This window comes from Nocardioides sp. Soil796 (genome assembly GCF_001429525.1).
Lineage (GTDB): Bacteria > Actinomycetota > Actinomycetes > Propionibacteriales > Nocardioidaceae > Nocardioides.
Genome location: NZ_LMSQ01000018.1, coordinates 1,175,361 through 1,200,003, shown reverse-complemented (window position 1 = coordinate 1,200,003; position 24,643 = coordinate 1,175,361). Strand labels below are relative to the sequence as shown.

24 protein-coding genes are annotated in these 24,643 nt (G+C 70.1%); 14 read left to right on the top strand and 10 right to left on the bottom strand.

The features are described 5' to 3' along the window. Positions 1–6: 6 nt before the first annotated feature. Positions 7–1,059, bottom strand: a complete 1,053-nt coding sequence (locus tag ASH02_RS17135; RefSeq protein WP_082599353.1) for a sigma-70 family RNA polymerase sigma factor — start codon at positions 1,057–1,059, stop codon at positions 7–9. A 91-nt stretch (positions 1,060–1,150) separates the two neighbouring features. Between ASH02_RS17135 and ASH02_RS17130 the strand changes: the two genes are divergently transcribed. Further along, positions 1,151–1,534: a VOC family protein gene (locus ASH02_RS17130; protein WP_056684670.1), complete on the top strand. Its 384-nt coding sequence runs from the start codon at positions 1,151–1,153 to the stop codon at positions 1,532–1,534. Here ASH02_RS17130 and ASH02_RS17125 read toward each other — a convergent pair. Next, positions 1,527–3,053 carry a glycerol-3-phosphate dehydrogenase/oxidase gene (locus ASH02_RS17125; protein WP_056684673.1) on the bottom strand — a complete coding sequence of 509 codons (1,527 nt, stop codon included), beginning with the start codon at positions 3,051–3,053 and terminating at the stop codon, positions 1,527–1,529. The genes ASH02_RS17130 and ASH02_RS17125 overlap by 8 nt on opposite strands. Continuing rightward, entirely contained in the window at positions 3,050–3,622 is a 573-nt protein-coding gene (locus ASH02_RS17120; protein WP_057295124.1) for a TetR/AcrR family transcriptional regulator, read from the bottom strand. The genes ASH02_RS17125 and ASH02_RS17120 overlap by 4 nt, the downstream gene beginning before the upstream one ends. Positions 3,623–3,639: 17 nt before the next feature. Here ASH02_RS17120 and ASH02_RS17115 point away from each other — a divergent pair, with 17 nt between their 5' ends. Both ASH02_RS17115 and ASH02_RS17110 read left to right on the top strand, forming a co-directional pair. Then, complete coding sequence (locus tag ASH02_RS17115; RefSeq protein ID WP_056684678.1) at positions 3,640–5,202, top strand: FAD-binding oxidoreductase; 1,563 nt, start codon at positions 3,640–3,642, stop codon at positions 5,200–5,202. After that, positions 5,199–6,092: a diacylglycerol/lipid kinase family protein gene (locus tag ASH02_RS17110; RefSeq protein ID WP_056684681.1), complete on the top strand. Its 894-nt coding sequence runs from the start codon at positions 5,199–5,201 to the stop codon at positions 6,090–6,092. Before ASH02_RS17115 ends, ASH02_RS17110 begins: the two co-directional genes overlap by 4 nt. Positions 6,093–6,125: 33 nt before the next feature. Here the strand turns inward: ASH02_RS17110 and ASH02_RS17105 are convergent, their stop codons facing one another. The 3 genes from ASH02_RS17105 to ASH02_RS17095 all read right to left on the bottom strand — a co-directional run bounded on the left by ASH02_RS17105 (position 6,126) and on the right by ASH02_RS17095 (position 8,834). After that, positions 6,126–7,304, bottom strand: a complete 1,179-nt coding sequence (locus ASH02_RS17105) for a hypothetical protein (protein ID WP_156393687.1) — start codon at positions 7,302–7,304, stop codon at positions 6,126–6,128. Positions 7,305–7,394: 90 nt separating this feature from the next. Continuing rightward, positions 7,395–8,123, bottom strand: coding sequence for a DUF3592 domain-containing protein (locus tag ASH02_RS17100; RefSeq protein WP_056890410.1), 729 nt, complete (start codon positions 8,121–8,123; stop codon positions 7,395–7,397). Positions 8,124–8,150: 27 nt separating this feature from the next. Beyond that, positions 8,151–8,834, bottom strand: coding sequence for a pirin family protein (locus ASH02_RS17095; protein ID WP_056684690.1), 684 nt, complete (start codon positions 8,832–8,834; stop codon positions 8,151–8,153). 24 nt (positions 8,835–8,858) lie between these two features. On the opposite strand from ASH02_RS17095, the gene ASH02_RS17090 reads away from it, so the two are divergent. Beyond that, positions 8,859–10,190, top strand: a complete 1,332-nt coding sequence (locus ASH02_RS17090) for a GH1 family beta-glucosidase (RefSeq protein ID WP_056685270.1) — start codon at positions 8,859–8,861, stop codon at positions 10,188–10,190. A 62-nt stretch (positions 10,191–10,252) separates the two neighbouring features. Here ASH02_RS17090 and ASH02_RS17085 read toward each other — a convergent pair whose 3' ends face one another. Next, positions 10,253–12,229 carry an NADPH-dependent 2,4-dienoyl-CoA reductase gene (locus ASH02_RS17085; protein WP_235539068.1) on the bottom strand — a complete coding sequence of 659 codons (1,977 nt, stop codon included), beginning with the start codon at positions 12,227–12,229 and terminating at the stop codon, positions 10,253–10,255. A 17-nt stretch (positions 12,230–12,246) separates the two neighbouring features. Further along, a complete protein-coding gene (locus ASH02_RS17080) occupies positions 12,247–12,789 on the bottom strand; it encodes a PadR family transcriptional regulator (protein WP_056685273.1) in 543 nt (180 codons plus the stop codon). 94 nt (positions 12,790–12,883) lie between these two features. Here ASH02_RS17080 and ASH02_RS17075 point away from each other — a divergent pair, with 94 nt between their 5' ends. Together ASH02_RS17075 and ASH02_RS17070 are read left to right on the top strand one after the other, a co-directional pair. Continuing rightward, on the top strand, positions 12,884–13,357 hold the full coding sequence (locus ASH02_RS17075) for a DUF4396 domain-containing protein (protein WP_056684696.1): 474 nt from the start codon (positions 12,884–12,886) through the stop codon (positions 13,355–13,357). 48 nt (positions 13,358–13,405) lie between these two features. Beyond that, entirely contained in the window at positions 13,406–14,563 is a 1,158-nt protein-coding gene (locus ASH02_RS17070) for a CaiB/BaiF CoA transferase family protein (protein ID WP_056685276.1), read from the top strand. A 98-nt stretch (positions 14,564–14,661) separates the two neighbouring features. On the opposite strand, the gene ASH02_RS17065 is transcribed toward ASH02_RS17070, so the two are convergent. Then, positions 14,662–15,096 carry a MarR family winged helix-turn-helix transcriptional regulator gene (locus tag ASH02_RS17065; RefSeq protein ID WP_056685279.1) on the bottom strand — a complete coding sequence of 145 codons (435 nt, stop codon included), beginning with the start codon at positions 15,094–15,096 and terminating at the stop codon, positions 14,662–14,664. A 100-nt stretch (positions 15,097–15,196) separates the two neighbouring features. On the opposite strand from ASH02_RS17065, the gene ASH02_RS17060 reads away from it, so the two are divergent. From ASH02_RS17060 to ASH02_RS17045, 4 genes are all read left to right on the top strand, one after another. Continuing rightward, positions 15,197–16,378, top strand: a complete 1,182-nt coding sequence (locus ASH02_RS17060; protein WP_056684700.1) for an MFS transporter — start codon at positions 15,197–15,199, stop codon at positions 16,376–16,378. A 79-nt stretch (positions 16,379–16,457) separates the two neighbouring features. After that, positions 16,458–17,147, top strand: coding sequence for a phosphatidylserine decarboxylase (locus tag ASH02_RS17055; protein ID WP_200949896.1), 690 nt, complete (start codon positions 16,458–16,460; stop codon positions 17,145–17,147). Continuing rightward, positions 17,144–18,061 carry a CDP-diacylglycerol--serine O-phosphatidyltransferase gene (gene pssA / locus ASH02_RS17050; protein ID WP_056684703.1) on the top strand — a complete coding sequence of 306 codons (918 nt, stop codon included), beginning with the start codon at positions 17,144–17,146 and terminating at the stop codon, positions 18,059–18,061. The genes ASH02_RS17055 and pssA overlap by 4 nt, the downstream gene beginning before the upstream one ends. Positions 18,062–18,107: 46 nt before the next feature. Then, positions 18,108–19,046 carry a cation diffusion facilitator family transporter gene (locus ASH02_RS17045; RefSeq protein WP_056684706.1) on the top strand — a complete coding sequence of 313 codons (939 nt, stop codon included), beginning with the start codon at positions 18,108–18,110 and terminating at the stop codon, positions 19,044–19,046. Between the two features lie 161 nt (positions 19,047–19,207). Here the strand turns inward: ASH02_RS17045 and ASH02_RS17040 are convergent, their stop codons facing one another. Next, positions 19,208–20,398, bottom strand: a complete 1,191-nt coding sequence (locus ASH02_RS17040) for a PucR family transcriptional regulator (protein ID WP_056684709.1) — start codon at positions 20,396–20,398, stop codon at positions 19,208–19,210. 95 nt (positions 20,399–20,493) lie between these two features. Between ASH02_RS17040 and ASH02_RS17035 the strand changes: the two genes are divergently transcribed. The 4 genes from ASH02_RS17035 to ASH02_RS17020 all read left to right on the top strand — a co-directional run bounded on the left by ASH02_RS17035 (position 20,494) and on the right by ASH02_RS17020 (position 24,604). Beyond that, complete coding sequence (locus ASH02_RS17035; protein ID WP_056684712.1) at positions 20,494–21,618, top strand: ferredoxin reductase; 1,125 nt, start codon at positions 20,494–20,496, stop codon at positions 21,616–21,618. Between the two features lie 70 nt (positions 21,619–21,688). After that, a complete protein-coding gene (locus tag ASH02_RS17030) occupies positions 21,689–22,930 on the top strand; it encodes a fatty acid desaturase family protein (RefSeq protein ID WP_056684714.1) in 1,242 nt (413 codons plus the stop codon). Between the two features lie 206 nt (positions 22,931–23,136). Further along, the gene (locus ASH02_RS17025) at positions 23,137–23,733 is read left to right on the top strand and encodes an RNA polymerase sigma factor (protein WP_235529981.1); all 597 of its coding nucleotides are present in this window, start codon (positions 23,137–23,139) and stop codon (positions 23,731–23,733) included. Beyond that, positions 23,726–24,604, top strand: a complete 879-nt coding sequence (locus ASH02_RS17020; RefSeq protein ID WP_056684717.1) for a hypothetical protein — start codon at positions 23,726–23,728, stop codon at positions 24,602–24,604. The genes ASH02_RS17025 and ASH02_RS17020 overlap by 8 nt, the downstream gene beginning before the upstream one ends. The last annotated feature ends 39 nt before the right edge of the window (positions 24,605–24,643 follow it).

Below are 24,643 nucleotides of genomic sequence, written 5' to 3'. Positions count from 1 at the left end.
GCGGGCTCAGCTGGTTGTGGGGGCGAAGCGCTCGGGAAGGTCGTCCTCGGTGAGCACCAACGGGAGGCCGAAGCGGGCGAAGGCGTCCTTCTCGAAGAACGCGGCCACCCGCGCCACGCGGTTGCCCTCGATCTGGAGCACCTGCAGGTGGAACGGCGTGTAGGTGCCGTCGGGCTGCTTCAGGTAGAGGCCGAACGCGGGCTGGCCGTTGGCGGTCGTCGGCAGCATCGGCATGTCGTTGACCCCGCCGGGGCACTGCGTGGCGATCAGCTCGCCGATGTTCTGGTTGCCGACGTACCAACCGGTGAAGGGCGGCATCTCCCAGATCGCGTCGGCCTTGAGCATGTCGACGATGGCGGTGATGTCCTTGCGCCAGAAGGCGTCGACGTAGGCGTCGAGCAGGGCCTGCTGGTCGGGCGCGACCGTCGCGCTGGCGTCGTCGGAGGAGAGGTGCGCCTCCTCCATCTGGGCGTGGGCCCGCTGGAGTGCGGAGTTCACCGCGGCCGGCGTGGTGTCGAGCGCCTCGGCGACCTCCTTGGCCGACCAGCGGAGGACGTCGCGCAGGATCAGCACCGCACGCTGTCGGGCCGGAAGGTGCTGGAGGGCGGCGACGAAGGCGAGGCGGATCGACTCCCGGTCGGTGACCACGACGGCGGCGTCGGGCACCGGCTCGAGCCACGGCACCTCGTTGTCGGCGATCAGCTCGTCGGAGGCCTGGGCGTCGGCGGTGCCGAGACCGGTGGGCAGCGGCCGGCGGGCCTTGCCCTCGAGGTTGGTCAGGCACACGTTGGTCGCGATGCGGTAGAGCCACGTGCGCACCGAGGAGCGACCCTCGAAGTTGTGGTAGGCCTTCCAGGCGCGCAGGTAGGTCTCCTGGACCAGGTCCTCGGCCTCGTGCACCGACCCGGTCATGCGGTAGCAGTGGGCGATCAGCTCACGGCGGTAGCCGTTGGCGACGTCCTGGAAATCCGTCTCGTTCACAAGTGTGGTGGTCACGCCCGCCTCCTGGTGCGTTTCAGTCTGCCGGAAGTAACGACCGCCCGCCACCGGAAAACTCATCGCTCATCACGAGACGAAGTTCCGTGAGCGATGAGTTCGATGCTCGGGCCGGGTCGGAACGGTGACGCGAACACACGAGAAGGAGCACCACATGGGACGCATGATCTTTCCGAACCTGCCGGTCAAGGACGTCTCCAGGACGATCGACTTCTGGACCAGCCTCGGATTCGAGTTCAACCGTGACTTCAGCAGCCCCGACGCCGCCTGCCTGGTCGTCAACGACCAGGCCAGCGTGATGCTCCTGCAGGAGAAGTTCTTCCACGGGTTCCACGACACCACCCCGCACACCGGCACCGAGACCCTGCTGTGCCTGGGGGTGGAGAGTCGCGAGGAGGTCGACCGCCTCTGCGAGGCCGCTGCCGCAGCCGGCGCCACGGACGCCGACCAGCGGGTCGACCAGGGGCCGATGTACGGCGGCTCGTTCCGCGACCTCGACGGTCACATCTGGGAGGCGTTGTGGATGGCCACTACCTGACCGCGGCCACCAGTTGAAGGGCGCGCTCTGCGGCCGGTACGGCGAGCACGCGGTCGGCCGGAACCAGTCCGACGCGGGTACGCCGGTCGAGCAGGTCGTCGACGTCGACGGCACCCTCATGGGTCACGCCGAAGATCAGCTCCGCCAGCGTGGCCGGAACGGTGGGCGCGATCGGAGCCAACAGTTCCTCGTCGGAGAGACCACTGACCGTGCGGGCGTTCTCGAGCACGGCCCTCGCCTCGGTGCCGAAGCGACGGACCAGTCTGGCCGGCTCCTCGAGCTTCGCGAGCTCGGCGCGCGGGGCGGCACCGACCAGCGGCAGGTTGCGGGTGCGGCAGCGGCCGTCGGCCAGGTGCGTGGCGTCGACGGCGTCCTCGGCCATCTGGCGGTAGGTCGTGAGCTTGCCGCCGACGATCGTGATGACCCCGGTGTCGGAGGTCAGCACCGCGTGCTCGCGTGACAGGTCGGAGGTGCTGCCCTCGCTCTGGAGCAGTGGCCGCAGCCCGGCGTACGCCCCGATCACGTCGGAGCGGTGCAGCGGCCGGTCGAACGCGGCGGCCACCACGTCGAGCAGGAAGCCGATCTCGGCCTCGGACGGTTCGGGGACGTCGGGGATCTCGCCCTCGACCTCTTCGTCGGTGAGCCCGACGTAGATCGTGCCGTCGGGCTGCGGGAGCACGAGCACGAACCGGTTGGAGGTGTGGGGGATCGGTGCGGTGACGGCCGTGGTCAGGCCCGGCAGGGTGTCGGCGCGCAGCACGAGGTGGGTGCCGCGGCTCGGCTTGAGGGTGACGTCGACGATGCTGGCCGCCCAGACGCCGGTGGCGTTGATGACCTTCTTCGCGCGGATCGTGTGCTCCGCGCCGGTGATCTCGTCGCGGATCACGGCGCTGGTGCCGGTGGCGCTGAGCACGCGGGCATGGTTGCGGACGTCGGCGCCGTGCGCGACCGCCGTTCGGGCGACGGCCGTGACGAGTCGGGCGTCGTCCTCGAGCTGGCCGTCCCACGACAGCAGCCCACCGCGGAGTCCGGCGCTGCGCAGGGCGGGCGCCATCCTGAGTGCCTCGGTGCGCGAGACGCGTCGGGGCCTGGGCAGGGTGTCGGCCGTGGTGCGGGCCTTGCGTCGCAACAGGTCTCCGGCGAAGAAGCCGGCCCGGGCCAGGCTCGCCTGCGGCCGGCTCACGCTCGACATCAGCGGCAGCAGCATCGGCATCGCGTGCGTGAGGTGCGGGGCGGTGGTCTCCATCAGGATGCCGCGCTCGACCGCGCTCTCGTGGGCCACGCCCAGCTGCAGCTTGGCGAGGTAGCGCAGGCCGCCGTGCACCAGCTTGGACGACCAGCGCGACGTGCCGAAGGCCAGGTCGAACGCGTCGACGGCCACGACGTCGAGGCCGCGCGAGGCGGCGTCGAGGGCGACGCCGGTGCCGGTGATGCCCAGGCCGATGACGAGCACGTCGGTCTGGTCGGGCAGGTCTGCCACACCGGTGCGGATCCTGGGCTCGGTGACGGGGTCGGTCATGGTGTCAGGCCTCCGGTGATCAGGTCGGCGAGGGCGGCGCCCAGGTCGCCCTCGGAGATGGTGTCGTCGGCCATGGTGTGGGCCGAGAGGGTGAAACCGTGGGCGGCCAGCAGCACGGTGCGAGCCAGCAGCTGCGGGTCGCCCGCCCGGACGTGACCGGCCTTCTGCCCCGCCGCGATGCGCGGCGCGATCATTTCGAGGATCAGCTGCTGGGAGCGACCGCGGCGGACGAGCAGGTAGGGGAGCAGGAGCTCGGGGTCGACGTCGAGGATGCGTCGCATCAGCGGGTTCTCACGCAGTGCGCCGATCGCCGCGACGATGCCGTCGGCGATGCGTCGTGGGGTCGGTGCGTCGTCGGGCGCCTCGGGCACGGTGGCCACGATGTCGCCCCATTCGCGGGTCATCAGGTCGGCGAGGAGGGTCTGCATGTCGGGCCAGGCGCGGTAGATCGTCATGCGCGAGACGCCGGCGCGACGTGCCACCTCGGTCAGCGTCGTGCGCTTCCAGCCGAGGTCGAGGATGCAGCCGCGGGCCGCGTCGAGGTAGATATTGTGACGGGTTGACGTCATATGTCACACTGTAACACATGACCACAGAGATGCACCCCTCCCGCTGGGGCAACCCGGCCGAGGCCACCGCCCTGCCCGAGTCCACCCGAGGGCTGGTCGAACTGGCCCTCGGAGTCCGCGAGACCCCGGCAGTCGAGGAGGTCTCGTTGCCGCCCGTCGGGCTGGCCGACGACGTCCTCGCCGAGCTGCGCGCCCTGCTCGGTGACGACCACGTGCTCACCGACGACGAGCACCGCCGACTCCGCACCCGTGGCAAGTCGACCCCCGACCTGCTGCGCGCCCGCTCCGGTGACCTCACCGACGCGCCCGACGTGGTGGCCCGCCCCGGCACCCACGACGACGTCGTCGCGCTGATCGCGCTCGCCGTTCGCCATCACATTGCGATCGTCCCCTTCGGCGGCGGTACGTCGGTCACCGGCGGCCTGGTCGCCCGACGCGAGGGCTACGCCGGCGTCGTCTCGGTCGACCTGATCCGCATGAAGGCGTTGCGAGAGGTCGACAAGGAGTCGATGACGGTCGTGCTCGAGCCGGGCCTGCGTGGACCGGAGGCCGAGGAGCTCCTCGCGGCCGAGGGCCTGATGCTCGGTCACTTCCCGCAGTCCTTCGAGTTCGCCTCGATCGGTGGTTTCGCGGCCACCCGGTCCAGCGGCCAGTCGAGCGCCGGCTACGGCCGCTTCGACGCGATGGTGATGGGCCTGACCCTGGCCACGCCCCAGGGCACGCTCGAGGTCGGCAGCTCGCCGGCCAACGCCGCCGGCCCCGACCTGCGCCAGCTCGTGCTGGGCTCCGAGGGTGCCTTCGGCATCATCACGTCGGTGCGCGTCCGGGTGAAGAAGCTGCCCGTCGAGAAGGTCTACGAGGCGTGGAACTTCCCCTCGTTCACCGCCGGTGCCGACGCGATGCGCCACCTCGCCCAGAACGGCCTCATGCCCACGGTGCTGCGGCTCTCCGACGAGAACGAGACCGCCCTCAACCTGGCCTCGCACTCCGACGTCGGCGGCGAGTCCACCGGCGGCTGCCTGATGATCGTCGGCCACGAGGGGATCTCGGTGGCCGCTCGCCAGGCCCTCGTCGGCGCGGCCCTCGAAGAGCTCGGTGGCACTCCGCTGGGCGAGGACCGCGGTGCCGTGTGGGCCGAGGGACGCTTCCACGCCCCCTACCTGCGCGACTCGCTCCTCGACGTCGGCGTACTCGTCGAGACCCTCGAGACCGCCACGTTCTGGTCGAACCGCGACCGGCTCTACAAGGCCGTCGCGAGCGCACTCACCGAGGCGCTGGGTGAGAAGACCTTGGTGCTCTGCCACATCTCGCACGTCTACGAGACCGGTTGCTCGCTCTACTTCACCGTGGCCGCGCCCCAGGCCGACGCGCCCCTCGAGCAGTGGCTCGCCGCCAAGGCGAAGGCCAGCCAGGCCATGGTCGACGCCGGCGCCACGATCACCCACCACCACGCGGTCGGCACCGACCACAAGCCCTGGCTCGCCCAGGAGATCGGCGAGGTCGGTGTCCGCATCCTTCGCGCGGTCAAGGCCGACCTCGACCCGACCGACGTGCTCAACCCGGGGGTGCTGATCCCGTGACGCGCTCCTTCTCGTTCCTGGTCAACCCGTCCTCCGGCGGCGGTGCGGCCCCCGGCGCCGTCGTACCCGTCGCCAGGCTGCTCCGCGACGCCGGAGCAGCGGTCGACGTGACCTACTCACCGGGCCCCAAGGCGACCCACGACCTGGTCTCCGGTGCTGTCGAGCGCGGCGACGTGGTCGTCTCGGTCGGTGGCGACGGCATGCTCTCCTCGATCGCCGGCGAGGTGTCGCGACTCGGGGGCACCCTCGGCATCGTGCCGGCAGGACGCGGCAACGACTTCGCCCGCATGCTCGAGCTGCCCGATGAGCCCGACGCCGTGGCCAGGATCCTGCTCGACTCCGTGCCGACCCCTACCGACTTGGTGCGCGCGACGCTGCCCGACGGCACCAGCCACGACGTGGCCGGCTCCGTCTACGCCGGAGTCGACGCGAAGACCGCCGACCTGGTCAACAGGATGCAGTGGCTGCCCAAGAAGCTGCAGTACCCCGCCGCCACGGTGCGGGCACTGGCCACCTTCAACGCGGCGTCGTACACGGTCGACGTCGACGGCGACAGCCACGACTTCGCCGCGGCCACGGTCGTGGTGGCCAACTCCGGCTACTACGGCAAGGGCATGCACATCGCCCCGTCGGCATCCGTCGACGACGGTGAGCTCGACGTCATCGTGATCGAGGCGGCCGGCCGGTTCGACATGATCCGCTCGTTCCCCAAGGTGTACGACGGCCGGCACATCGACCTCGACCAGGTGCACGTCTTCCGTGGCAGGGCGATCACCCTGACGTCGCGTCCCGGTGTGGTGATGGGCGGCGACGGCGAGCCCCTCGGCATGCTCGGTGACGCGCCGGTGCGCATCGAGGTGCTTCCCGGCGCCGTCAACATCCTGCGCTGACTGGCGAAACTCACCCGTCCGGGTTCGCGACGCTCATCGGTCGCGCAGGCGTGCAAGGCGGCCGCGGACCCGGACGGTGAACGGCCGGCTTTCGACGCCCCGCCCCCGAGCAGCGCGGCGCAGCGCCTTGGCGTGCTGCCTGGCCGTCTTCCGCTCGCGGCGCAGGGCCATCCTGATCGCGCCCTCGACGGCCTGGGCGGCGGCGTCGAGCGAGATCGTCGACGGCTCCGGGTCGGTGCCCTCGTCGACCTCGACCCGGTCGAGCAGGTCGAGGTCGCCGATCACCCGGACGCCCAGGGCCTGGAGACCCTCGACGCGTTGGCGGTTCAGCTCGGCGATGCGCTCGACCGCCCACGCGGGAATGCCCGGAACCCTCGCGTCCGTGGGAGCGGGCGCGGCCCGGCGCATGCGCAGGACGACGCCGTTCTGCACCACCTGGTGGTAGAGCTCGCCGGACCAGCCCTCGTCCGCGAAGACGTGGTTGATCCGCCGGACCAGCTCGGCCTCCGGCAGCGTCAGGGACCGGTTCGAGTGCTCGGCGGAGAGGTCGAGCAGCCCGGTCGGAAGCCCGAGGAGCTGCTCGAAGGCATCGGGCGCCATCCGGTTGCGGGCCTCGTCCGCGACGATCACCGTGACGTTGTCCAGTCCGGCGTGCCCCGCCCAACGCTCGACGACCGACGGGGTGCTCTGGGGAAGCCAGATGCGGCGGTGCCGGGGCCCGCCCGTCGGCTGCAGCACCACACGAAGCCACTCGTGGTAGGCCATCTGCTCGCCGCCCTTGACCAGCTCCTGCCAGTACGACGGCAGCAGCCGGTCGTAACGACGAGCCACCATCAGCACGTGCGGCCTGCCCTGGCCGAGCTCGCGCACGATGCGTCCGGCCTGGTAGTCGTGTGCGCGCCCGAAGTCCTCGTTGCTGACCAGCACCGTCGAGTCGCCGGCCGCGCCGACCTCGTCGACGAGGTCGGTCCAGGCGCTCGGCGGGGGCATCGTCCGCCCGCGTGGCGCGGCTCCCATCAAGGCCCAGCCCGCCCGTCGTGGACGTACGTCGTCGCCTGCGTAGACCACTCCGTGATCCGTGAGGGCATCACGTGAGGCGTGGAGGGCGTGCTGCAACGCCGTGGATCCGGTCTTGGGCGGGCCGATGTGGATGACCCGGCTGCCTCGGGGCAGGCGAAGTCCAGGGTCGGCCGGGGGAGCGTCGGGGCTCATTTGCTGCACCTCAAATGTCACGCGACGTGTCTGCGGGGGTCCGGTCACCGTATCCGAGTCGGGCCGTGGCCTCCGGTGTGAGCGAGATCCTCAGCTCGGGGTGGGGGGCTTGATCCGCATGGACTCCAGGGCCAGGGCGACGACGATGTGCTTGTCGTTGCCCGGGTCCTGTGCGTCGTACCAGAGATCGGTGGTCTGGCCGTCGGTGATCGGAGCGGCTCTGCGCACCATCATCGGCCGCTGCACCCACCGCTGCACGCCGTGCGCGTCGTGGAAGGTGAAGGTGACGGTGGTGAAGACGCTCGAGCCCTCGCTGGACGCTGTGTATCCCTTGTCGGACACGGTGGCCAGGGTGCGGGTTCCGGTCTTCATCAGCTCCTCTGCCAGCCGGGCTCGCGCGATCCGGCGGCGGTAGGCGAACAGGCTGAGCAGCAGCAGCGCGGCCGCGAGCACCAGCAAGCCCAGACCGACTCGCTCCGCGACCCGGCTCTCGATCTCGCGTGCCGTCGTCCAGGTGCCGAGGCCGCCTCCCGACGCAGCCGCGGCGAGGCCCTGGGCGATGCCGAGCTTCGAGGAGCGCAACAGCAGGGGACCCCATGCGATCAGGCCGATGACCGTCAGGGTCATGCCGACCGGGACGGCGGCCATGGTGACGGTGCTGGGCGGCGACTCAGTGACGTCGGCGGACATCTCCGTCCAGCCGACGCCGGTCAGGTAGCCGCCGATGACGAGGACGACCAGGTTCAGGCCGACGCGCAGGGCACCCGGGGCACGCTCGGCCTTGGCCCGGCGCGCGGCAATGGGATCGATCGTGCTCATGCGCGACATTCAACAGGAACCCCGCGCTCAACCGCCGAAATTCCACAGCAACAGTTCCGTGGGTGCAGTGGCGGTGACCGTGCCGCCCTCGTCCCTCAGTCGTACGGCGTAGGCCTCGCCGAGCGCCACGTCGTCGAGGGTCGCCGATCCGGTGGTCACGAAGAGGTGTCCGAGTGGGGCATCTGGCAGGTCGACGCGTTCGCCGGGGGCCAGGCGTGCGGCGTACAACGTCGCTCCGGAGGCGCCGATCCGGGTGATCGCGTCGGGTCGTGACCCCGACACGACCGGCTGCCACGCGGCCTCGGGCTCCACTGGTGCCGAGTCGTAGCGGGTCGGGCCGCCGGGCTCGTCGGGCAGCACCCAGGTCTGGATGAACCTGGTCGGGCCGCTGGCCACGTCCACGGTCTCGGAGTGCACGACACCGTCGCCGGCCGACATCACCTGCACCCGACCGGGCTCGATCACGCCGGACGTGCCGGACGAGTCCGCGTGGCGGAGCGCGCCGTCCAGCACCCAGGTGACGATCTCGAGGTCGCGGTGCGGGTGGTCGGGATAGCCGCCACCCGGCTGCACCAGGTCGTCGTTGTGGCAGACCAGCAGGCCGAAGCGCAGGTTGTCGGGGTCGTAGTGCGACCCGAACGACAGCGAGTGGCGGGTCACCCGTCCGTCGGCATCGGTGACGAAACGCTCGCCGGCCCGGTGGATTTCCATGCCTCAGAGACTAGGTTGATCGAGGTGAGCATCGACCTGCCGTCCACCTTCCGATTCGGCGCCAGCACCGCGGCCTACCAGATCGAGGGCGCGGTCGCCGAGGGCGGCAGGGGCCGCAGCATCTGGGACACCTTCTGCGCCGAGCAGGACCGGGTCGTCGACGGGTCGAGTGGAGCGGAGGCCTGCGACCACTACCACCGGTACGCCGAGGACGTCGCGCTGCTCAAGGGGCTGGGCGTCGACGGCTACCGGCTCTCGATCGCCTGGCCGCGGATCCAGCCCGACGGCACCGGGGCGCCGAACGCCGAGGGCATCGCGTTCTACGACCGCCTGCTCGACGAGCTGCTCGGTGCCGGCATCGACCCGATGGTCACGCTCTACCACTGGGACCTGCCCCAGGCCCTGGAGGACGATGGCGGCTGGCTGAACCGGGCGACTGCCGAGCGCTTCTCCGAGTACGCCGCGATCTGCGGCGAGCGATTCGGCGACCGGGTGCGCCAGTGGGTGCCTGTCAACGAGCCCAATGTGGCGAGCCTCATGGGCTACGCCCTCGGGATGCACGCTCCGGGCAAGACGCTGATGTTCGACGCGCTGCCCGCCTGCCACCACCTGCTGCTGGCGCACGGGCTCGGCACGCAGGCGCTGCGCGGGGCCGGGGTCGGCGAGATCGGCTGCGCCAACAACCACGCCCCGATGTGGCCGGCCAGTGACGGCGACGGCGACCTCGCCGCGACCGGGCTCTTCGACGACCTGTGGAACAACCTCTTCGCCGACCCGATGCTGCTCGGCGAGTGGCCCGAGGACCTCGCTCCGCTGATGGAGCCGCTGGCCCGGGAGGGGGACCTCGCGACGATCAACCAGCCCCTCGACTTCTACGGCGTCAACTACTACAACCCCTACCTGGTGGCGGCCGCCGCCGAGGGTGCGGAGTTGCCGTTCGAGTACCGCGACATCGAGGGCTGCCCGACCACCGACTTCGGCTGGCCGGTCGTGCCCGACGGCCTGCGCGAGCAGCTGGTGACCCTGCACCGGCGGTACGCCGACCTGCCGCCCGTGGTCATCACCGAGTCCGGCTGCGCCTACAACCTGGGCCCCGACGAGGCCGGCGTCGTCGACGACCGGGCCCGCATCGACTACCTCGACTCACACCTGCGCGCGGTGGCCGACGCGATCGCCGAAGGTGTCGACGTGCGCGGCTACTTCACCTGGTCGATCATCGACAACTTCGAGTGGAGCGAGGGCTACACCCAGCGCTTCGGCCTGGTGCACGTCGACTACGACACCCAACAGCGCACGCCGAAGAAGTCCTACGACTGGTACCGCGCCTACATCGCGGCGGCGGGGCAGGACCGCTGATTGTGTGTGGGTCCTGACGCACCAGGTGAGTCAGAACCCACACGATGACGAGTGGGCCGTCGTCAGAGGGCTGCGGCGGTGCGGGTTCCCTGCTCGATCGCGCGCTTCGCGTCGAGCTCGGCGGCAACGTCGGCCCCGCCGATCAGGTGTACGCCGCTGGGGTTGAGTGCTGAAGTGGTTGCCCCAACCGCCAGTTCAGCACTCAACTCGTCGTACAACCCGCGCACCGACTCCTGCCCCGCGCAGAGCACGACGTGGTCGACGTCGAGCACCTGCTGGCTGGTCTCGCCGGACGCCGAGGTGACCGTGATGTGCAGTCCGGCGTCGTCGACCTTGTCGTAGGAGGCGCCCGGCACCATGTGCACGCCGGAGTCCTTGAGCACGGCGCGGTGCGCCCAGCCGGACGTCTTGGCCAGGCCCTTGCCGATCGAGGTCGTCTTGCGCTGGAGCAGCCACACCTCGCGGGGAGCGGTGCGCGGCTTCTTCTCGGTCAGGCCGCCTCGGTGGATGGCCGGGTCGCCGACGCCCCAGTGCGCCATCCAGTCGTCGAGGTCGTCGCCGGAGTCGTGGGTCAGGAAGTGGCTGACGTCGACGCCGATGCCGCCGGCACCGATCACCGCGACCCGGCGGCCGACGGTCACCGACCCGTTGAGCACCTCGTCATAGCGCACGACCTTGGCGTGGTCGACGCCCGGGAACGCAGGCACCCGTGGCGTCACACCCGTGGCGACGACGACCTCGTCGAAGCCGGCCAGGGCGTCAGGGGTGGCCTCGGTCGAGAGGCGCACGTCGACACCGAGCACCTCGAGGCGGCGGGTGTAGAACCGCAGCGTCTCGCGGAAGTCCTCCTTGCCGGGGACCTCCATCGCGAGGCGGAACTGGCCGCCGAGGCGGTCGGACTTCTCGAACAGTGTGACGTCGAGACCGCGCTCGGCCGCGGAGACCGCCGCGGAGAGGCCGGCCGGTCCGGCGCCGACGACGGCCACCTTCTGCGTCGTACGCGTCGGGCTGAGCACCAGGGTGGTCTCGCGGCAGGCACGCGGGTTGACCAGGCACGAGCTCATCTTGTTGGCGAAGACGTGGTCGAGGCAGGCCTGGTTGCAGGCGATGCAGGTGTTGATCTCGTCGGCGCGACCGGCGGCGGCCTTGTTCACCAGCTCGGGGTCGGCCAGGAACGGGCGCGCCATCGAGACCAGGTCGGCACCGCCCTCGGCGATGATCGACTCGCCGATCTCGGGGGTGTTGATCCGGTTGGAGGCGCAGACCGCGATGCCGACCTCGGGCCGCAGGCGCGCGGTGTAGTCGCGCCACGCGCCCGGCGGCACCTGCGTGATGATCGTGGGCACCCGTGCCTCGTGCCAGCCGATGCCGGTGTTGAGCAGGTCGACGCCGGCCTCCTCGAGACCCTGGGCGAGCTCGACGGTCTCGTCCCAGGTCTGCCCGCCCTCGACCAGGTCGAGCAGCGAGATGCGGTAGCCGATCATGAAGTCGCGGCCGACCAGCTCGCGGGTGCGACGGACGATCTCGAGCGGGAAGCGCATCCGCTTCTCGGCCGAGCCGCCCCACCTGTCGGTGCGGTCGTTGGTGCGCGCCGCGAGGAACTGGTTGATCAGGTAGCCCTCGGAGCCCATGATCTCGATGCCGTCGTACCCCGCTCGCTGGGCCAGGCGCGCGGCCTTGGCGAAGTCGGTCGCGGTGCGGTCGACGCCCCGCGTCGACAGGGCGGTGGGCTTGAACGGGGTGATCGGCGACTTCCGGCTCGACGCCGAGACGCTGTACGGCGTGTAGCCGTAGCGCCCCGCGTGCAGGATCTGCAGCGCGATCTTGCCGTCGTGCTCGTGCACCGCGTCGGTGACCTGGCGGTGCCGCGCCGCGTGCAGGCTGTTCGACATCGTCGAGCCGAGCGGCTTGAGCTGGCCGCGGAAGTTGGGGGAGTAGCCGCCGGTGATGATCAGCCCGGCACCGCCCTTGGCGCGTTCGGCGAAGTACGCCGCAAGCTTGGGCAGGTTCCAGAAGGCGTCTTCCAGACCGGTGTGCATCGAGNGGGGGTAGTTGTTCATCGCTCAGCTTTCGTGTGGGCGTCGATGTATTCGGTCAGCCAGTCGATCCAGAACTCCTCGAGGCGTACGCCGCCGCGGAGCACGAGGAAGACGTCGAGGTCATGGCCGGAGAGTCCGGACGGGTCCGGGAAGTCGCGGGCTTCGAGATGGTGGTAGAGCGAGAGCTTCTTCCGGTGGTCGTCGAGCTTCTCCCGGGCCTGGTCGAGGATCGTCGTGCGGTCGCCGTACGACGCCCCGCGCATCTTCACCATCAGGTCGGAGCGCAGCGGATCACCCGACGTCGGTTCGGCCAGCCAGCGCTCGAGCTCGAGGCGACCCGGCTCGGTGACGTCGTACACCTTCTTGTCGGGGCGGCCCTGCTGGGCGACGACGGTGGAGGTGACCCAGCCGTCCTTCTCCATGCGGCCCAGAACGCGGTAGATCTGCTGGTGGCTGGCGGTCCAGAAGTAGCCGATCGACTTGTCGAAGCGCCGGGTCAGCTCGCTGCCTGAGGCCGCGCGCTCGCTCAGGGAGACGAGGAGCGCGTGTTCGAGGGCCATGCCGACCATCCTGCGACACCTATGCAACTAGTTGCAAGCCTGCGTGGCGGGGGTCACCTTGCGGTATACCCCCTAGGGGTATACCGTCCTGATCATGAACACGTCCTGGCGCATGGCAATGTCGGCCACCCTCCACTGCCTCACCGGCTGTGCGATCGGTGAGGTCCTGGGCATGGTGCTGGCCACCTGGTTGGGCTGGAGCGCGGGGCCGAGCGTCGTCCTCGCGGTCGCGCTGGCCTTCTTCTTCGGCTACCTGCTCACCTTCGTCGGCGTGCGCCGTGCCGGTCTCGACGTCCGCTCGGCGGTGCGTACGGCGCTGGCCGCCGACACCGTCTCGATCCTGGTCATGGAGATCATCGACAACACCGTGATGGTCACCGTGCCGGGTGCGATGGACGCCGGCCTCGGCGCCTGGCTCTTCTGGACCGCCCTCGCGTTCTCACTGGCCCTGGCCTTCGTGCTCACGGTGCCGGTGAACCGCTGGCTGATGAGTCGGGGCCTGGGCCACGCCGTGGTCCACGAGATGCACCACGGTGGCGCCGACGAGCACGCCCACCACGCCCACTGAGTGATTCCGGCCGCCGATCGTGACAGTGGATCTGTCATGATCGGCGGCATGACTATCGAACTTGGTCAGGGCACTGGTCCGCTGCGTGGAGTGAAGGTCGTCGAGATCGCCGGCATCGGGCCCAGCCCGCACGCCTGCATGATCCTGGCCGACCTCGGTGCCGACGTCATCCGCATCGAGCGACCGCGTGGTCAGATGCTCACCGGCGGATCGCACGACCTGCTCAACCGCGGTCGTCCGAGTGTCGCGCTCAACCTCAAGGACCCGGCTGCCGTCGAGACGGTGCTGAAGCTGGTCGAGGGGGCCGACGTGCTGGTCGAGGGCATGCGCCCCGGCGTCACCGAGCGGATGGGCCTCGGTCCCGACGAGTGCCTGGCCCGCAATCCGAAGCTGGTCTACGGCCGGATGACGGGCTGGGGCCAGACCGGCCCGTTCGCCCAGGTCGCCGGGCACGACATGAACTACATCGCGATCACCGGCACCCTGCACGGGCTCGGCCAGGACAAGGCGCGGCCGTCGTTCCCGGCCAACCTGGTCGGCGACTTCGGCGGTGGGTCGACGTACCTCGTGATGGGCATCCTCGCCGCGCTGCTCGAGTCGCGCACCAGCGGACAGGGCCAGGTCGTCGACGCGGCGATCGTCGACGGCACCGCCCACCTGAACGCGATGACCGCGGCCTTCCTGGCCGGCGGCGGCTTCCATGAGGAGCGCGCCTCGAACCTGCTCGACGGCGGCACGCCGTACTACGACGTCTACGAGACCTCGGACGGCAAGCACATGTCGGTCGGTCCGCTGGAGCCGCAGTTCTACGACCTGTTCGTGGAGCTCCTGGAGATCAAGGACATCGCGCCCGACCGCTACGACGCGGCCAACTACTCCACACTGAAGGCGTTGATCGCCGAGCGTTTCGCGACCCGCACCCAGGCCGAGTGGGTCGAGGTGTTCGAGGGAACCGACGCCTGCGTGGCCGGGATCATCCCGATCAGTGAGGCGATCGAGCACCCGCACATGAAGGCCCGTGGCGTCTTCGTCGAGCACGAGGGCCTGACCCAGCCGGCACCGGCCCCACGGTTCTCGCGCACCGAGGCGACCCTGTCGTCGCCGCCCGCGCCCGGCCCCGGCGCGCACACCCGTGAGGCCCTTGCGGCATGGGGCATCGACGACGTCGACGCGTTGCTCGAGGGTGGCTCCGCAGTCCAGGCCTGAGTCGGACCGTTCGCAGTGCCGAGAGTGAGGTTCGTGTCGTGAGTCGGGCCGTTGGACGACACGAAGGTCACTCTCGGGGCCCTGACTCCGAGTCCCGGTCAGGCGGTCAGGAAGTCGGCCAGCGAGGCGACTTCGGGGGTGGCGCCGGCCTCGGCCAGCGCGTCCTCCAGTGCCCGGTCGTGGTCGGGGCGGGCCTTGGTCAGCGCCTTGCGCCCTGAGGCAGTGAGCTCGGTGTAGATGCCGCGCCGATCGTCGGCGCAGAGGATGCGGGTCAGCAACCCGCGGTCCTCCAGTCGGTTGACCAGGCGCGTGGTCGCGCTCGGGGAGAGTGCGGCAGCGCGGGCCAGCTGGGCCATGCGCATGTGCCAGCCGTCCTGGCGGGACAGCGCGTCCATCACGGTGAACTCGACGACCGAGAGGCCGTGACCGCTCGAGAGTGCCTGCTCGAGCCGCGCCTCGATCATCTGGTGCAGCGCGGCCAGTCGGCGCCAGCCCTGGGCCCGCACCTGGACCGCCTCGTCACTGATTCCCATGCGCACCATCATAGCGCCCGTTTGCAATAACCAGCGCGTGCAACTAATCTCGAGCGAAAACGTTGCACACGCGGCATATTGCACACGCAAAGGAGCTTCCATGAAACCCGGACTGCTGGCCCTCGCCGTGGGCGGCTTCGGCATCGGACTCACTGAGTTCGTGATCGCCGGCCTGCTGCCCGAGGTGGCAGCCGACTTCGCGGTCAGCGAGGCCACTGCCGGCTGGCTGATCTCCGGCTATGCGCTCAGCGTCGCGGTCGGCGCGATCCTGCTGACCGCGGCCGTCGTACGCCTGCCGCGCAAGCAGGTGCTGCTCGGCCTGATGGTGCTGTTCATCGTCGGGAACCTGGTCTCCGCGCTGGCCACGTCGTACGACGCGATGCTGGTCGGCCGCATCATCGCCGCCCTGTGCCACGGCGCGTTCTTCGGCATCGGGTCCGTGGTGGCCGCCTCCCTGGTCGCGCCGGAGAAGAAGGCCGGTGCCATCGCGTTGATGTTCGCCGGACTGACCAGCGCCAACGTGCTCGGCGTGCCGGCCGGCACCCTGCTCGGCCAGGCCGCGGGCTGGCGCTCGACGTTCTGGGCGATCACCGCGATCGGCATCGTCTCGTTCGTCGCCATCGCCCTGCTGGTGCCCGGCAAGGTCGCCGGTGCCGACGCGCCACCTCGCCTGAGGCAGGAGCTGGGGGCGTTCACCAGCGGCCAGGTCTGGTTGTCGCTGGCGGTCACCGTGCTCGGCTTCGGCGGCATGTTCGGGGCGTTCACCTACATCGCCTACACGCTCACCGGGGTCAGCGGCTTCGCCGACTCGTGGATCCCGTGGCTGCTCGTCCTCTTCGGTGTCGGGCTGTTCGTGGGCAACCTGTTCGGCGGCCGGGCGGCCAACAGGGCCGTCGCGCGCACCTTGTTCGTGGTGCTGGCCGGGCTGGTCGTCGTCATGGTCCTCTTCGCGCTCACCGCGGAGAGCAAGGCACTCACCGTCGTCGCCCTCTTCCTCATGGGTGCCTTCGGGTTCGCCACCGTGCCCGGACTCCAGATGCGGGTCATGGACCACGCGGGACAGGCGCCGACCCTCGCCTCGGGTGCCAACATCGGCGCCTTCAACCTCGGCAACGCCATCGGCGCATGGCTGGGCGGTCTCGCGATCACCGCCGGCCTGGGCTACACCTCACCCCTGTGGGTCGGTGCCGGGCTGGCCCTCGCCGCGCTCGTCGTACTCGCCCTGGCGGAGGCAATCGCGGCTCGTGAGGTTCATGACACCGAGGCGCTCGTGAGTGCCTGAAGCGACGCGACGGGGAGGGTGATCTGTCCGATTCGGGTTAGGTTGTGCCGCAGCACTGACCGCAATCCGACGGAGATTCGTGAACATCTTGGGCACCGCCATCGACCGCGAGGCCGCTCTCCCGGCCGCGATCGGCACCATCCCCAGCGGCCTCGCGCTACTGACCGGCCACCCGAAGCTGGCCGCCGGCCTGCTCGCACTGCCGGTCGGGCTGGTGGCGTTCTTCCGTGACCCCGAGCGCGCAGCCGACCTGGCCGACGTCGACGAGGACACCGTCGTCGCCCCCGCCGACGGCAAGGTCATGCACGCCGGCCCGGCCCAGCCCGGCGTGGCACCTCCCAGGGATCCGGCGCAGGGGGACTGGCAGCAGATCAGCATCTTCCTGTCGCTCTTCGACGTGCACATCAACCGGGCGCCGTACGCCGGCGTGGTGGAGTCGGTGACCTACCGGCCCGGGAAGTGGCTGGCCGCCTACAAGTTCGAGTCGGCGTTCGAGAACGAGCGCAGCGACATCGTCATGAACCGCACGGTTCGCGGCGAGCAGCGCACCTACGTCTTCCGTCAGATCGTCGGACTGGTCGCGCGACGCGTGGTCACCCGGGTCAAGGCTGGCGACGAGGTGGGCACCGGCGCGCGCATCGGCCTGATGAAGTTCGGCTCCCGGATGGACGTCTTCCTGCCGCCCGGCGTCGAGCTGCACGTCAAGGAGGGCGACCGCACGGTCGCCGGGGAGACGGTCCTGGCCACCTGGCCCGGAGCCGCCCGATGACGGACAGCTCACTGCGACGCCGGCTGCTTCGGCGCTGGCGACTCGAGTCCCACTCCGGCGCCGAGGTCGTCTCGCTTCGCCAGCTCAGCGCCCGCGAGCAGTTGCGGGTCACCTCGCCGAGCCTTTTCACGACGGCCAACATGGGCTGTGGGTTCTCGTCGGTCCTGCTGGCCACCTCCGGGCACTTCCAGCTCGCCGCGATCCTGATCGCGGTCGCCATCGTGATGGACATCGCCGACGGTGCGGTCGCCCGGCTGGTGGGCGCCACCTCCCCGTTCGGAGTCCAGCTCGACTCGCTGGCCGACCTGGTCTCGTTCGGCCTCGCGCCGGCCGTGCTGGTCTACACCTGGGTGCTGCCCGAGTGGCCGGTGATCGCCTGGCTGGCGGCGTTCTTCTGGCTCGCCTGCGCCGGCTTCCGGCTGGCGCGCTTCAACTTCACCATCGACCCGACCGACGACAAGCGCTACTTCATCGGCCTGCCCTCGCCGGCCGCCGCCGCGGTCGTGATGGCCACGGTGTTCGCGATGGACAACCCCGACGTCGCCGGCCCCGACTTCCGGGTCGGCCCGGCCATCCTGGTCCCGGTCGCGATCAGCCTCGTGCCCGCCCTGCTGATGGTCTCGACGGTCCGGTTCCGCTCCTTCCGCGACCTGGTCACGCCCCGCACCACGCAGACCCGCGTGTGCACCACGGTCGCCGTACTCGTCGTGGCCGCCGGGCTGGCGCTGGCCCCGGCCACCACGGGTGTCACGGTGGCCTACCTGTACGTCGCGACCGCGCCCCTCGGCGTGCTCACCGCCCCGCTACGGGCACGCATCTTCGGTGCTGACTCGGTGGCCCCGCCCCGCACCCGCCAGCAGTCGGTCTTCCTGCCGCTGGCCGGCGACGAGGACGCCGTCGGCGACGAGGCCTGAACCGCACCGGAACCTCCCGGTCGCCGTCCTGCGATAGAACTGGTGCATGGCCGACGCGAAGCAGGAGGGCAGTGCGTCCCTCGTGACCGTGCTGGTGGCGCTGGTCGCCAATGCCCTCGTGGCGACGGCGAAGTCCGTGGCCGCCGCGGTCACCGGGTCGGCCTCGATGGTGGCCGAGGCGGCACACTCATGGGCCGACACCGGCAACGAGGTCTTCCTGCTCTTCGCCGAGCGCTCGGGCGGGCGGGCCCGCGACGAGAGCCACCCCCGCGGCTACGGCCGGGCGACGTACGTCTGGTCGCTGGTGGCCGCGTTCGGCCTGTTCGCGGCCGGTGCGGTGGTCTCGGTCTGGCACGGGCTCACCGAGCTGACCGGGGAGTCCGAGGATCCCGACTACCTGATCAACTACGTCGTGCTCGGCATCGCGTTCGTGCTCGAGGGCATCTCGCTGACCCAGGCCACCCGCCAGGTGGTCGGCCAGGCGCGCTCCTTCGGCATGCGGCCGCTCAAGTTCGTCGACCGCACCTCCGACTCGACCCTGCGCGCGGTCTTCATGGAGGACTCGGCCGCCATCATCGGTCTGGTCCTCGCGGCCAGCGGCATCGCGCTGCACCAGCTGACCGGCAACGCGATCTTCGACGCCCTGGGCTCGATCGCCGTGGGCCTGCTGCTGGGCTTCGTGGCGGTGTTCCTGATGCGGCGCAACATGGACTACCTGCTCGGGGAGGAGATCTCGCCGCAGCTCGAGGGCCGGGTGCTGGCCACCCTGAAGGCGCGTCCGGAGATCCACCGGGTCAGCTACCTCCACGTCGAGTACGTCGGCCCGCACCGGTTCTTCATCGTGGCCGCCGTCGACCTCACCGGCGACGACCGCGAGGGCGAGCTGGCCATCCGGTTGCGCGGGCTCGAGGCGTCGCTCGAGCAGGAGGAGATGATCGAGGACGCCATCCTGACGCTCTCGATCCCCACCGAGCCCACGCTCTGACCCACCTGCCGTCCCACGCTCTGACCTACCCGCCGTCCCACCCCTCTGACCCACCCGCCGTCGTACCGAAGAACGGGCGCAATGGCCCGATTCGGCTCAAATGTGGGGGAAAGTGCGGCGTTGTGCCCGTTCGGCGGTACGCGCGGGTGCCCGGGTCGAAGTCAGGCCAGGGCGATCGTCGCCTCGAGCACGAACTGCGGGTCGGCCAGGCGGTCGCCGTACAGCTCGCGCAGCCGGCCGACGCGGTAGCGCACTGTCTGCGGGTGCACGAAGAGTGCGGCGGCGATGTCGTCGCGCCGGCCCTGATGGAGCAGCCAGGCGCGCAGGGTCTCGGTGAGCTTGGCGACCGTCGAGGGGCGCAGGCCGTCCATCGGTGCGAGCACACGGGCCCGCAGGTCGGCCAGGGCGGAGCCGTCGGCGGTGGTCACCAGCGGCACCAGGTGGTCGTCGGTGTCGACGGACGACTCCTCACCGCCCAGGCCGAGCCCGAGCGTGCGCAGGGCGCGCACGTAGGAGCCCTTGGCGTCGATCCACGGCCGGCTCGGTCCGATCGCTGCGGTGCGGTCGCCGATGCGGCGAACCAGCTCGCGGCGGCCCCGGGAGTCGAGGTCGGCGACCAGGATCGCGGTCATGTCGGGGTGCTCGTCGAGGCCGGGCGCCTCCGTGCCGGCGATCAGCGAGCGAGGATCGATGAGCGTTCGCAGGGTGCCCAGCGTCGACTCCGGCGTGATCACCGCGGTCAGCGTGGTGGGCGGCTCCCAGTCGGCGCGCTCGGCCAGGGCCAGCGCGTCATCGGCGCCGAGGTCGGCCAGGAGTCCGGCGGCCAGTCGTTCCAGATGCCGCTCGCGGACGCGCCCGGACGTGGCCAGCTCGTCCGCGTGACCGGAGACGCTGACCGCCGACAGCTCGTCGATGTAGTCGAAGACCAGCTCCGCGAAGCGGGCCAGCTCGGCGGCGGGGAGCCCCGCCTCGACGGCGCTGCTGCTCAGGTCGTGCCAGGCGGTGCGGGCGCCCACGCGGTACGCCGCAGCAAGGGCGTCCATGCTGCGCCCGCTGCGCGCCTCGCCGCGACCCAGGGCGTACGCCGCCTCGAAGACCGACTCGACCCGGCTGCCCGGGCCAGCCCCGGCGGGCGTGGCGGTCATGTCGAGGAAGCCGCTCAGTGCCATCGTCACGGCGGTCTCGATGTTGCGCCCCATGCGGCCGCGGAACGGCTCGGAGTAGCTCGGCACCTCGCGGATCACCGAGCTGACCACGCGCTCGGCACAGCCGGCCAGCTCGCCACGCATGGCGGCGATCACCGGGTCCGGCAGGCGCAGTCCGCCCAGACGGGCACTGCGTGGCTCGCTCATGGACGCCTTCTTTCACTCGCTGCGAACAAAAGACTACTCCAGATTCACGCAGGGAGGGTCAGGACTTCACACGTGGAGGCGGGCACGATGGTCACATGGTCCTTCTTGATGGTGCTGGCAGCTCGACACGACTCCGTGACCGACTGGTCAGGGTCGTGGAGGCAGCGACCACGCCGCTGCTGCCGGCCGACTACCTCGACCTGTTCGCCCCCTTGCGCAGTGGGGCGGACCTCCGGGGCCGCATCGTCTCGGTGCACCCGGAGACCGCGGATGCCGCGACGATCGTGATCCGCCCCGGGGCGGACTGGGCAGGCCACGTGCCCGGCCAGTACCTCCGGATCGGCATCGACGTCGACGGCGTCCGTGAATGGCGCGCCTACTCGCTGACCCACGGCCCGCGCGCCGACGGCAACATCTCGATCACCGTCAAGGCCGTCCCCGACGGCAAGGTCAGCAACCACCTCGTCCACCGCGCCGAGGCTGGCACGCTGGTCCACCTCGAGCAGGCGACCGGCGACTTCGTGCTCGCGTCGAAGCCGGGCAAGCTGCTCTTCGTCACCGCCGGCTCCGGGGTCACCCCGGTCGTCGGCATGCTGCGCAACCTCTTCCCGGCCACGGACTCCGGCGTCCTGCGGCTCGACCGCAGCAAGGCGCTCGACATCACGGTCGTCCACGTTGCCCCGAGCCGCCCCGAGTCGATCTTCATCGACAACCTGCACGAGCTGCACGAGGCCGGCGCGATCAACCTGGTCGACCGGTACGACGACGTGCACGGCGTGCTCGACATCGACACGCTCTCCGAGCTCGTCCCCGACCTGGCCGAGCGTACGACGTACGCCTGTGGCCCCGGTGGTCTTCTCGACGCGCTCGCGAAGCACCACGAGGCCGCCGGGCTCGAGCTGTTCACCGAGCAGTTCCGCCCGGTCGTCATCGCCGCGGGCGAGGGGGGCACGGTCACCTTGGAGAAGTCGGGCGTGAGCCTCGACCTCGACGGTGCGACCACGATCCTCGACGCGGCCGAGCAGGCCGGCGTCCTGATGCCCAGCGGTTGCCGCATGGGCATCTGCATGGGCTGCGTGCTGCCGATGCGTGAAGGCGCCGTCCGCGACCTGCGCAACGGCGCGATCACCACCGCCACCCCGGGCGAGACCGACAACGGCGGCGTACCGATCCAGACCTGCATCAGCGCGGCCGCCGGGCCGTGCCACATCGACCACTGACTTCAACTGTCCTCGATCTCGAGACGGTCGCAGAGCGACCTCCTCGATCAGCGGAGAAGGAGACATCACCATGACTGTCATCACGAAGAAGGCCGAGAACCCGACGGCGCACCTGACGCCCGAAGACATCGAGCAGATCGGCATCGAGCTCGACGCGATCCGCCAGGACATCATCGACTCCCGCGGCGCCAGCGACGCCGCCTACATCCGCAAGGTCGTCGACGTGCAGCGCAAGCTCGAGCTCGGCTCGCGTGCGGTGCTGCTGGCCAGCATCTTCCCGCCCGCCTGGATCGCGGGCACGGTCGGCCTGAGCGTCGCCAAGATCCTCGAGAACATGGAGATCGGGCACAACGTCATGCACGGCCAGTGGGACTGGATGCGTGACCCGAAGATCCACTCGACCACGTGGGAGTGGGACAACGCCTCCACCGCGGAGGGCTGGAAGCACTCGCACAACCAGGTGCACCACACCTACACGAACATCGTCGGCAAGGACAACGACCTCGGCTACGGCATCATGCGGGTCGACGAGGACCAGCGCTGGTCGCCGTTCCTGCTCGGCCAGCCGGTGTGGAACTTCATCAACGCCTGCTTCTTCGAGTACGGCATCGCGGCGTACGACCTCGAGCTCGGCAAGAACCTGCGCATTCCCAAGGAGAAGCGCAGCGACGCCTTCAAGCGCAACGCGAAGAACACGCTGAAGAAGATCCGCCGTCAGGCCACCAAGGACTACGTGGTCCACCCGGCGCTGTCGATCCCGACCGGCTCGTTCCTGCCGACCCTCGCCGCGAACTTCACCGCGAACCTGGTCCGCAACCTGTGGACGCACTCGGTGATCATGTGCGGCCACTTCCCCGAAGGCGTAGAGACGTTCGAGAAGAAGTCGATCCCCGCCAACGAGACCCGCGGCCAGTGGTACGTCCGCCAGATGCTCGGTTCGGCCAACATCTCCGGCTCGAAGCCGATGCACCTGATGACCGGCAACCTGAGCTTCCAGATCGAGCACCACCTCTTCCCGGACCTGCCCAGCAACCGGTACTCCGAGGTCGCGCCCAGGGTGCAGGCGCTCTTCGAGAAGTACGAGCTCAACTACCACTCGGCGTCGCTGCCCCGCCAGGTCGGCAGCGCGTGGCACAAGATCGTCCGGCTCTCGCTGCCGAACGGCTGGCTCGAGCAGACCAACGTGAAGAACGCGCCCCAGCAGTTCGCCCTGCTCTACAAGCTCACCACCGGTGGGCCGAAGGTGCGACGGGCGTACGACGCCGTGCAGCGCCGTGCCGAGAACAAGAAGCTGGCCGAAGCTGCCGCTTGATCCATCCTGCCTCAACCCGGACCGCCTGTTCTGCAGGCGGTCCGGTTCATTTGAGCAGACAGTTCGTCGCTCGACCTTGACCTTCCACGCTCAGCGAACGGCTCAGGGGTCCGAACTGCCTGTTCAAGTGAACGCTGGTTGCCGCCCTCGCCCCTGCGGTCGCAGAATCGTTGGAACTCTTGTCCACCTGCGGACACAAACAGGGCATGGTGACAAGCATCTTCGGGGGCATCGACATGGCTGAGCTCAGCGACAATGAGCTGGTCGACGGCTTGCGCAACGGTGAAGGATCCGCGCTCGGCATCCTGTTCGACAGGTACGCCGACCGCATCTACAACCACTGCTTCCGTCGTACGGCGTCGTGGGATGCCGCACAGGACGCGACCTCCACGGTCTTTCTCGAGGCCTGGCGCGGGCGTGAACGCGTGATGTTGCACGACTCGTCGGCGCTGCCGTGGCTCTACGGCATCGCCACCAACGTGTGCCGCAACCTCAATCGCAAGCAACGCCGGCACCTCGCCGCCGTACGACGTCTGCCCGTCGATGCCGACTCTCCTGACCATGCCGAGGCGGTCATCGGCCGCCTGGACGACGAACGCCGGATGGCTGCACTGCTGACCGCTCATGAGGGCCTGCCGCGCCGCGACCAGGAGATCTTCTCCCTGGTCGTGTGGTCCGAGCTGACCTACGAGCAGGCAGCGGCGGCACTCGGCATACCCGTCGGAACCGTGCGCTCGCGTCTCTCGCGGGCGAGGCGGCGGCTCCACGCAGCAGTCTCCGAAGGGGAGAACGACCATGACTGACCACAACCCGACTGACGACCAACTGCCTCCCGAGCGTCCGCTCGACGAGCAGTCGAAGGCGCGCATGCGTGCCGAGCTGACCGAGGCGATCGGCCGCTCCGACGCCGACCGGCCGCGCCACGCGTGGCTCGTGCCGACCGTCGCCGCGGCCGCCATGGTCGGCATCGCCGCGTTGGGGGCCGGCCTGTTCCTGAACGGCGACGACGACGGCCGGGACCGCTCCGGCGAGATCGCGCCCGCAGGGTCCGGCACGGCCAGCGACCCGGACCCGACGGTGAAGGCGCCGGACCCGCCGGCGTCGACGATGCCCGGCCGGGGTTCGACCACGGCGAAGATCCCCGAGAACGAAATGCGGGTGGAGCCGCCCGTCCCCTGTGCGGACGAGGTCGGCAACCTCCTCTCGGCCGCGCGGCTCGCCGGCAGCACGACGTACGACGAGGGCACGGCACAGCTGTGGACCGACGGGGCGACCTGGGTGATCTGCGACGACTGGGCTGCCACCTCCGACGGGGGTGTGCCGACCCTGATCGGCAACCGTTCGACCAACGACGTCTGGTCGAAGCAGACCTACGCGCTCAGCCAGAACTACTCCATGGACGACCACCTGGTGGGGCAGTACGTCGCCGGCGGGCCGACGCTGCCCGACGTCGCGTCGATCAGTTACACGTTCCCCGACGGCCACACGCAGGACGCGGTGATCGGCAAGGACATGTGGCTGATGACCTACGTGGCCACGAGCGGTCCGTTGGTGGACCAGACGGCCGAGACCGAGCCGGTGCGGGTCCAGGTGACCTTCGACGACGGCACGACCGCCTCGTACGACCTGCAATGGGGCCAGGACACCTGTGCCCAGATCAACCACGGTTGCTGAGCGGTCGCGAGTCGACCCTTCTGCCATTGACCTTCCCTA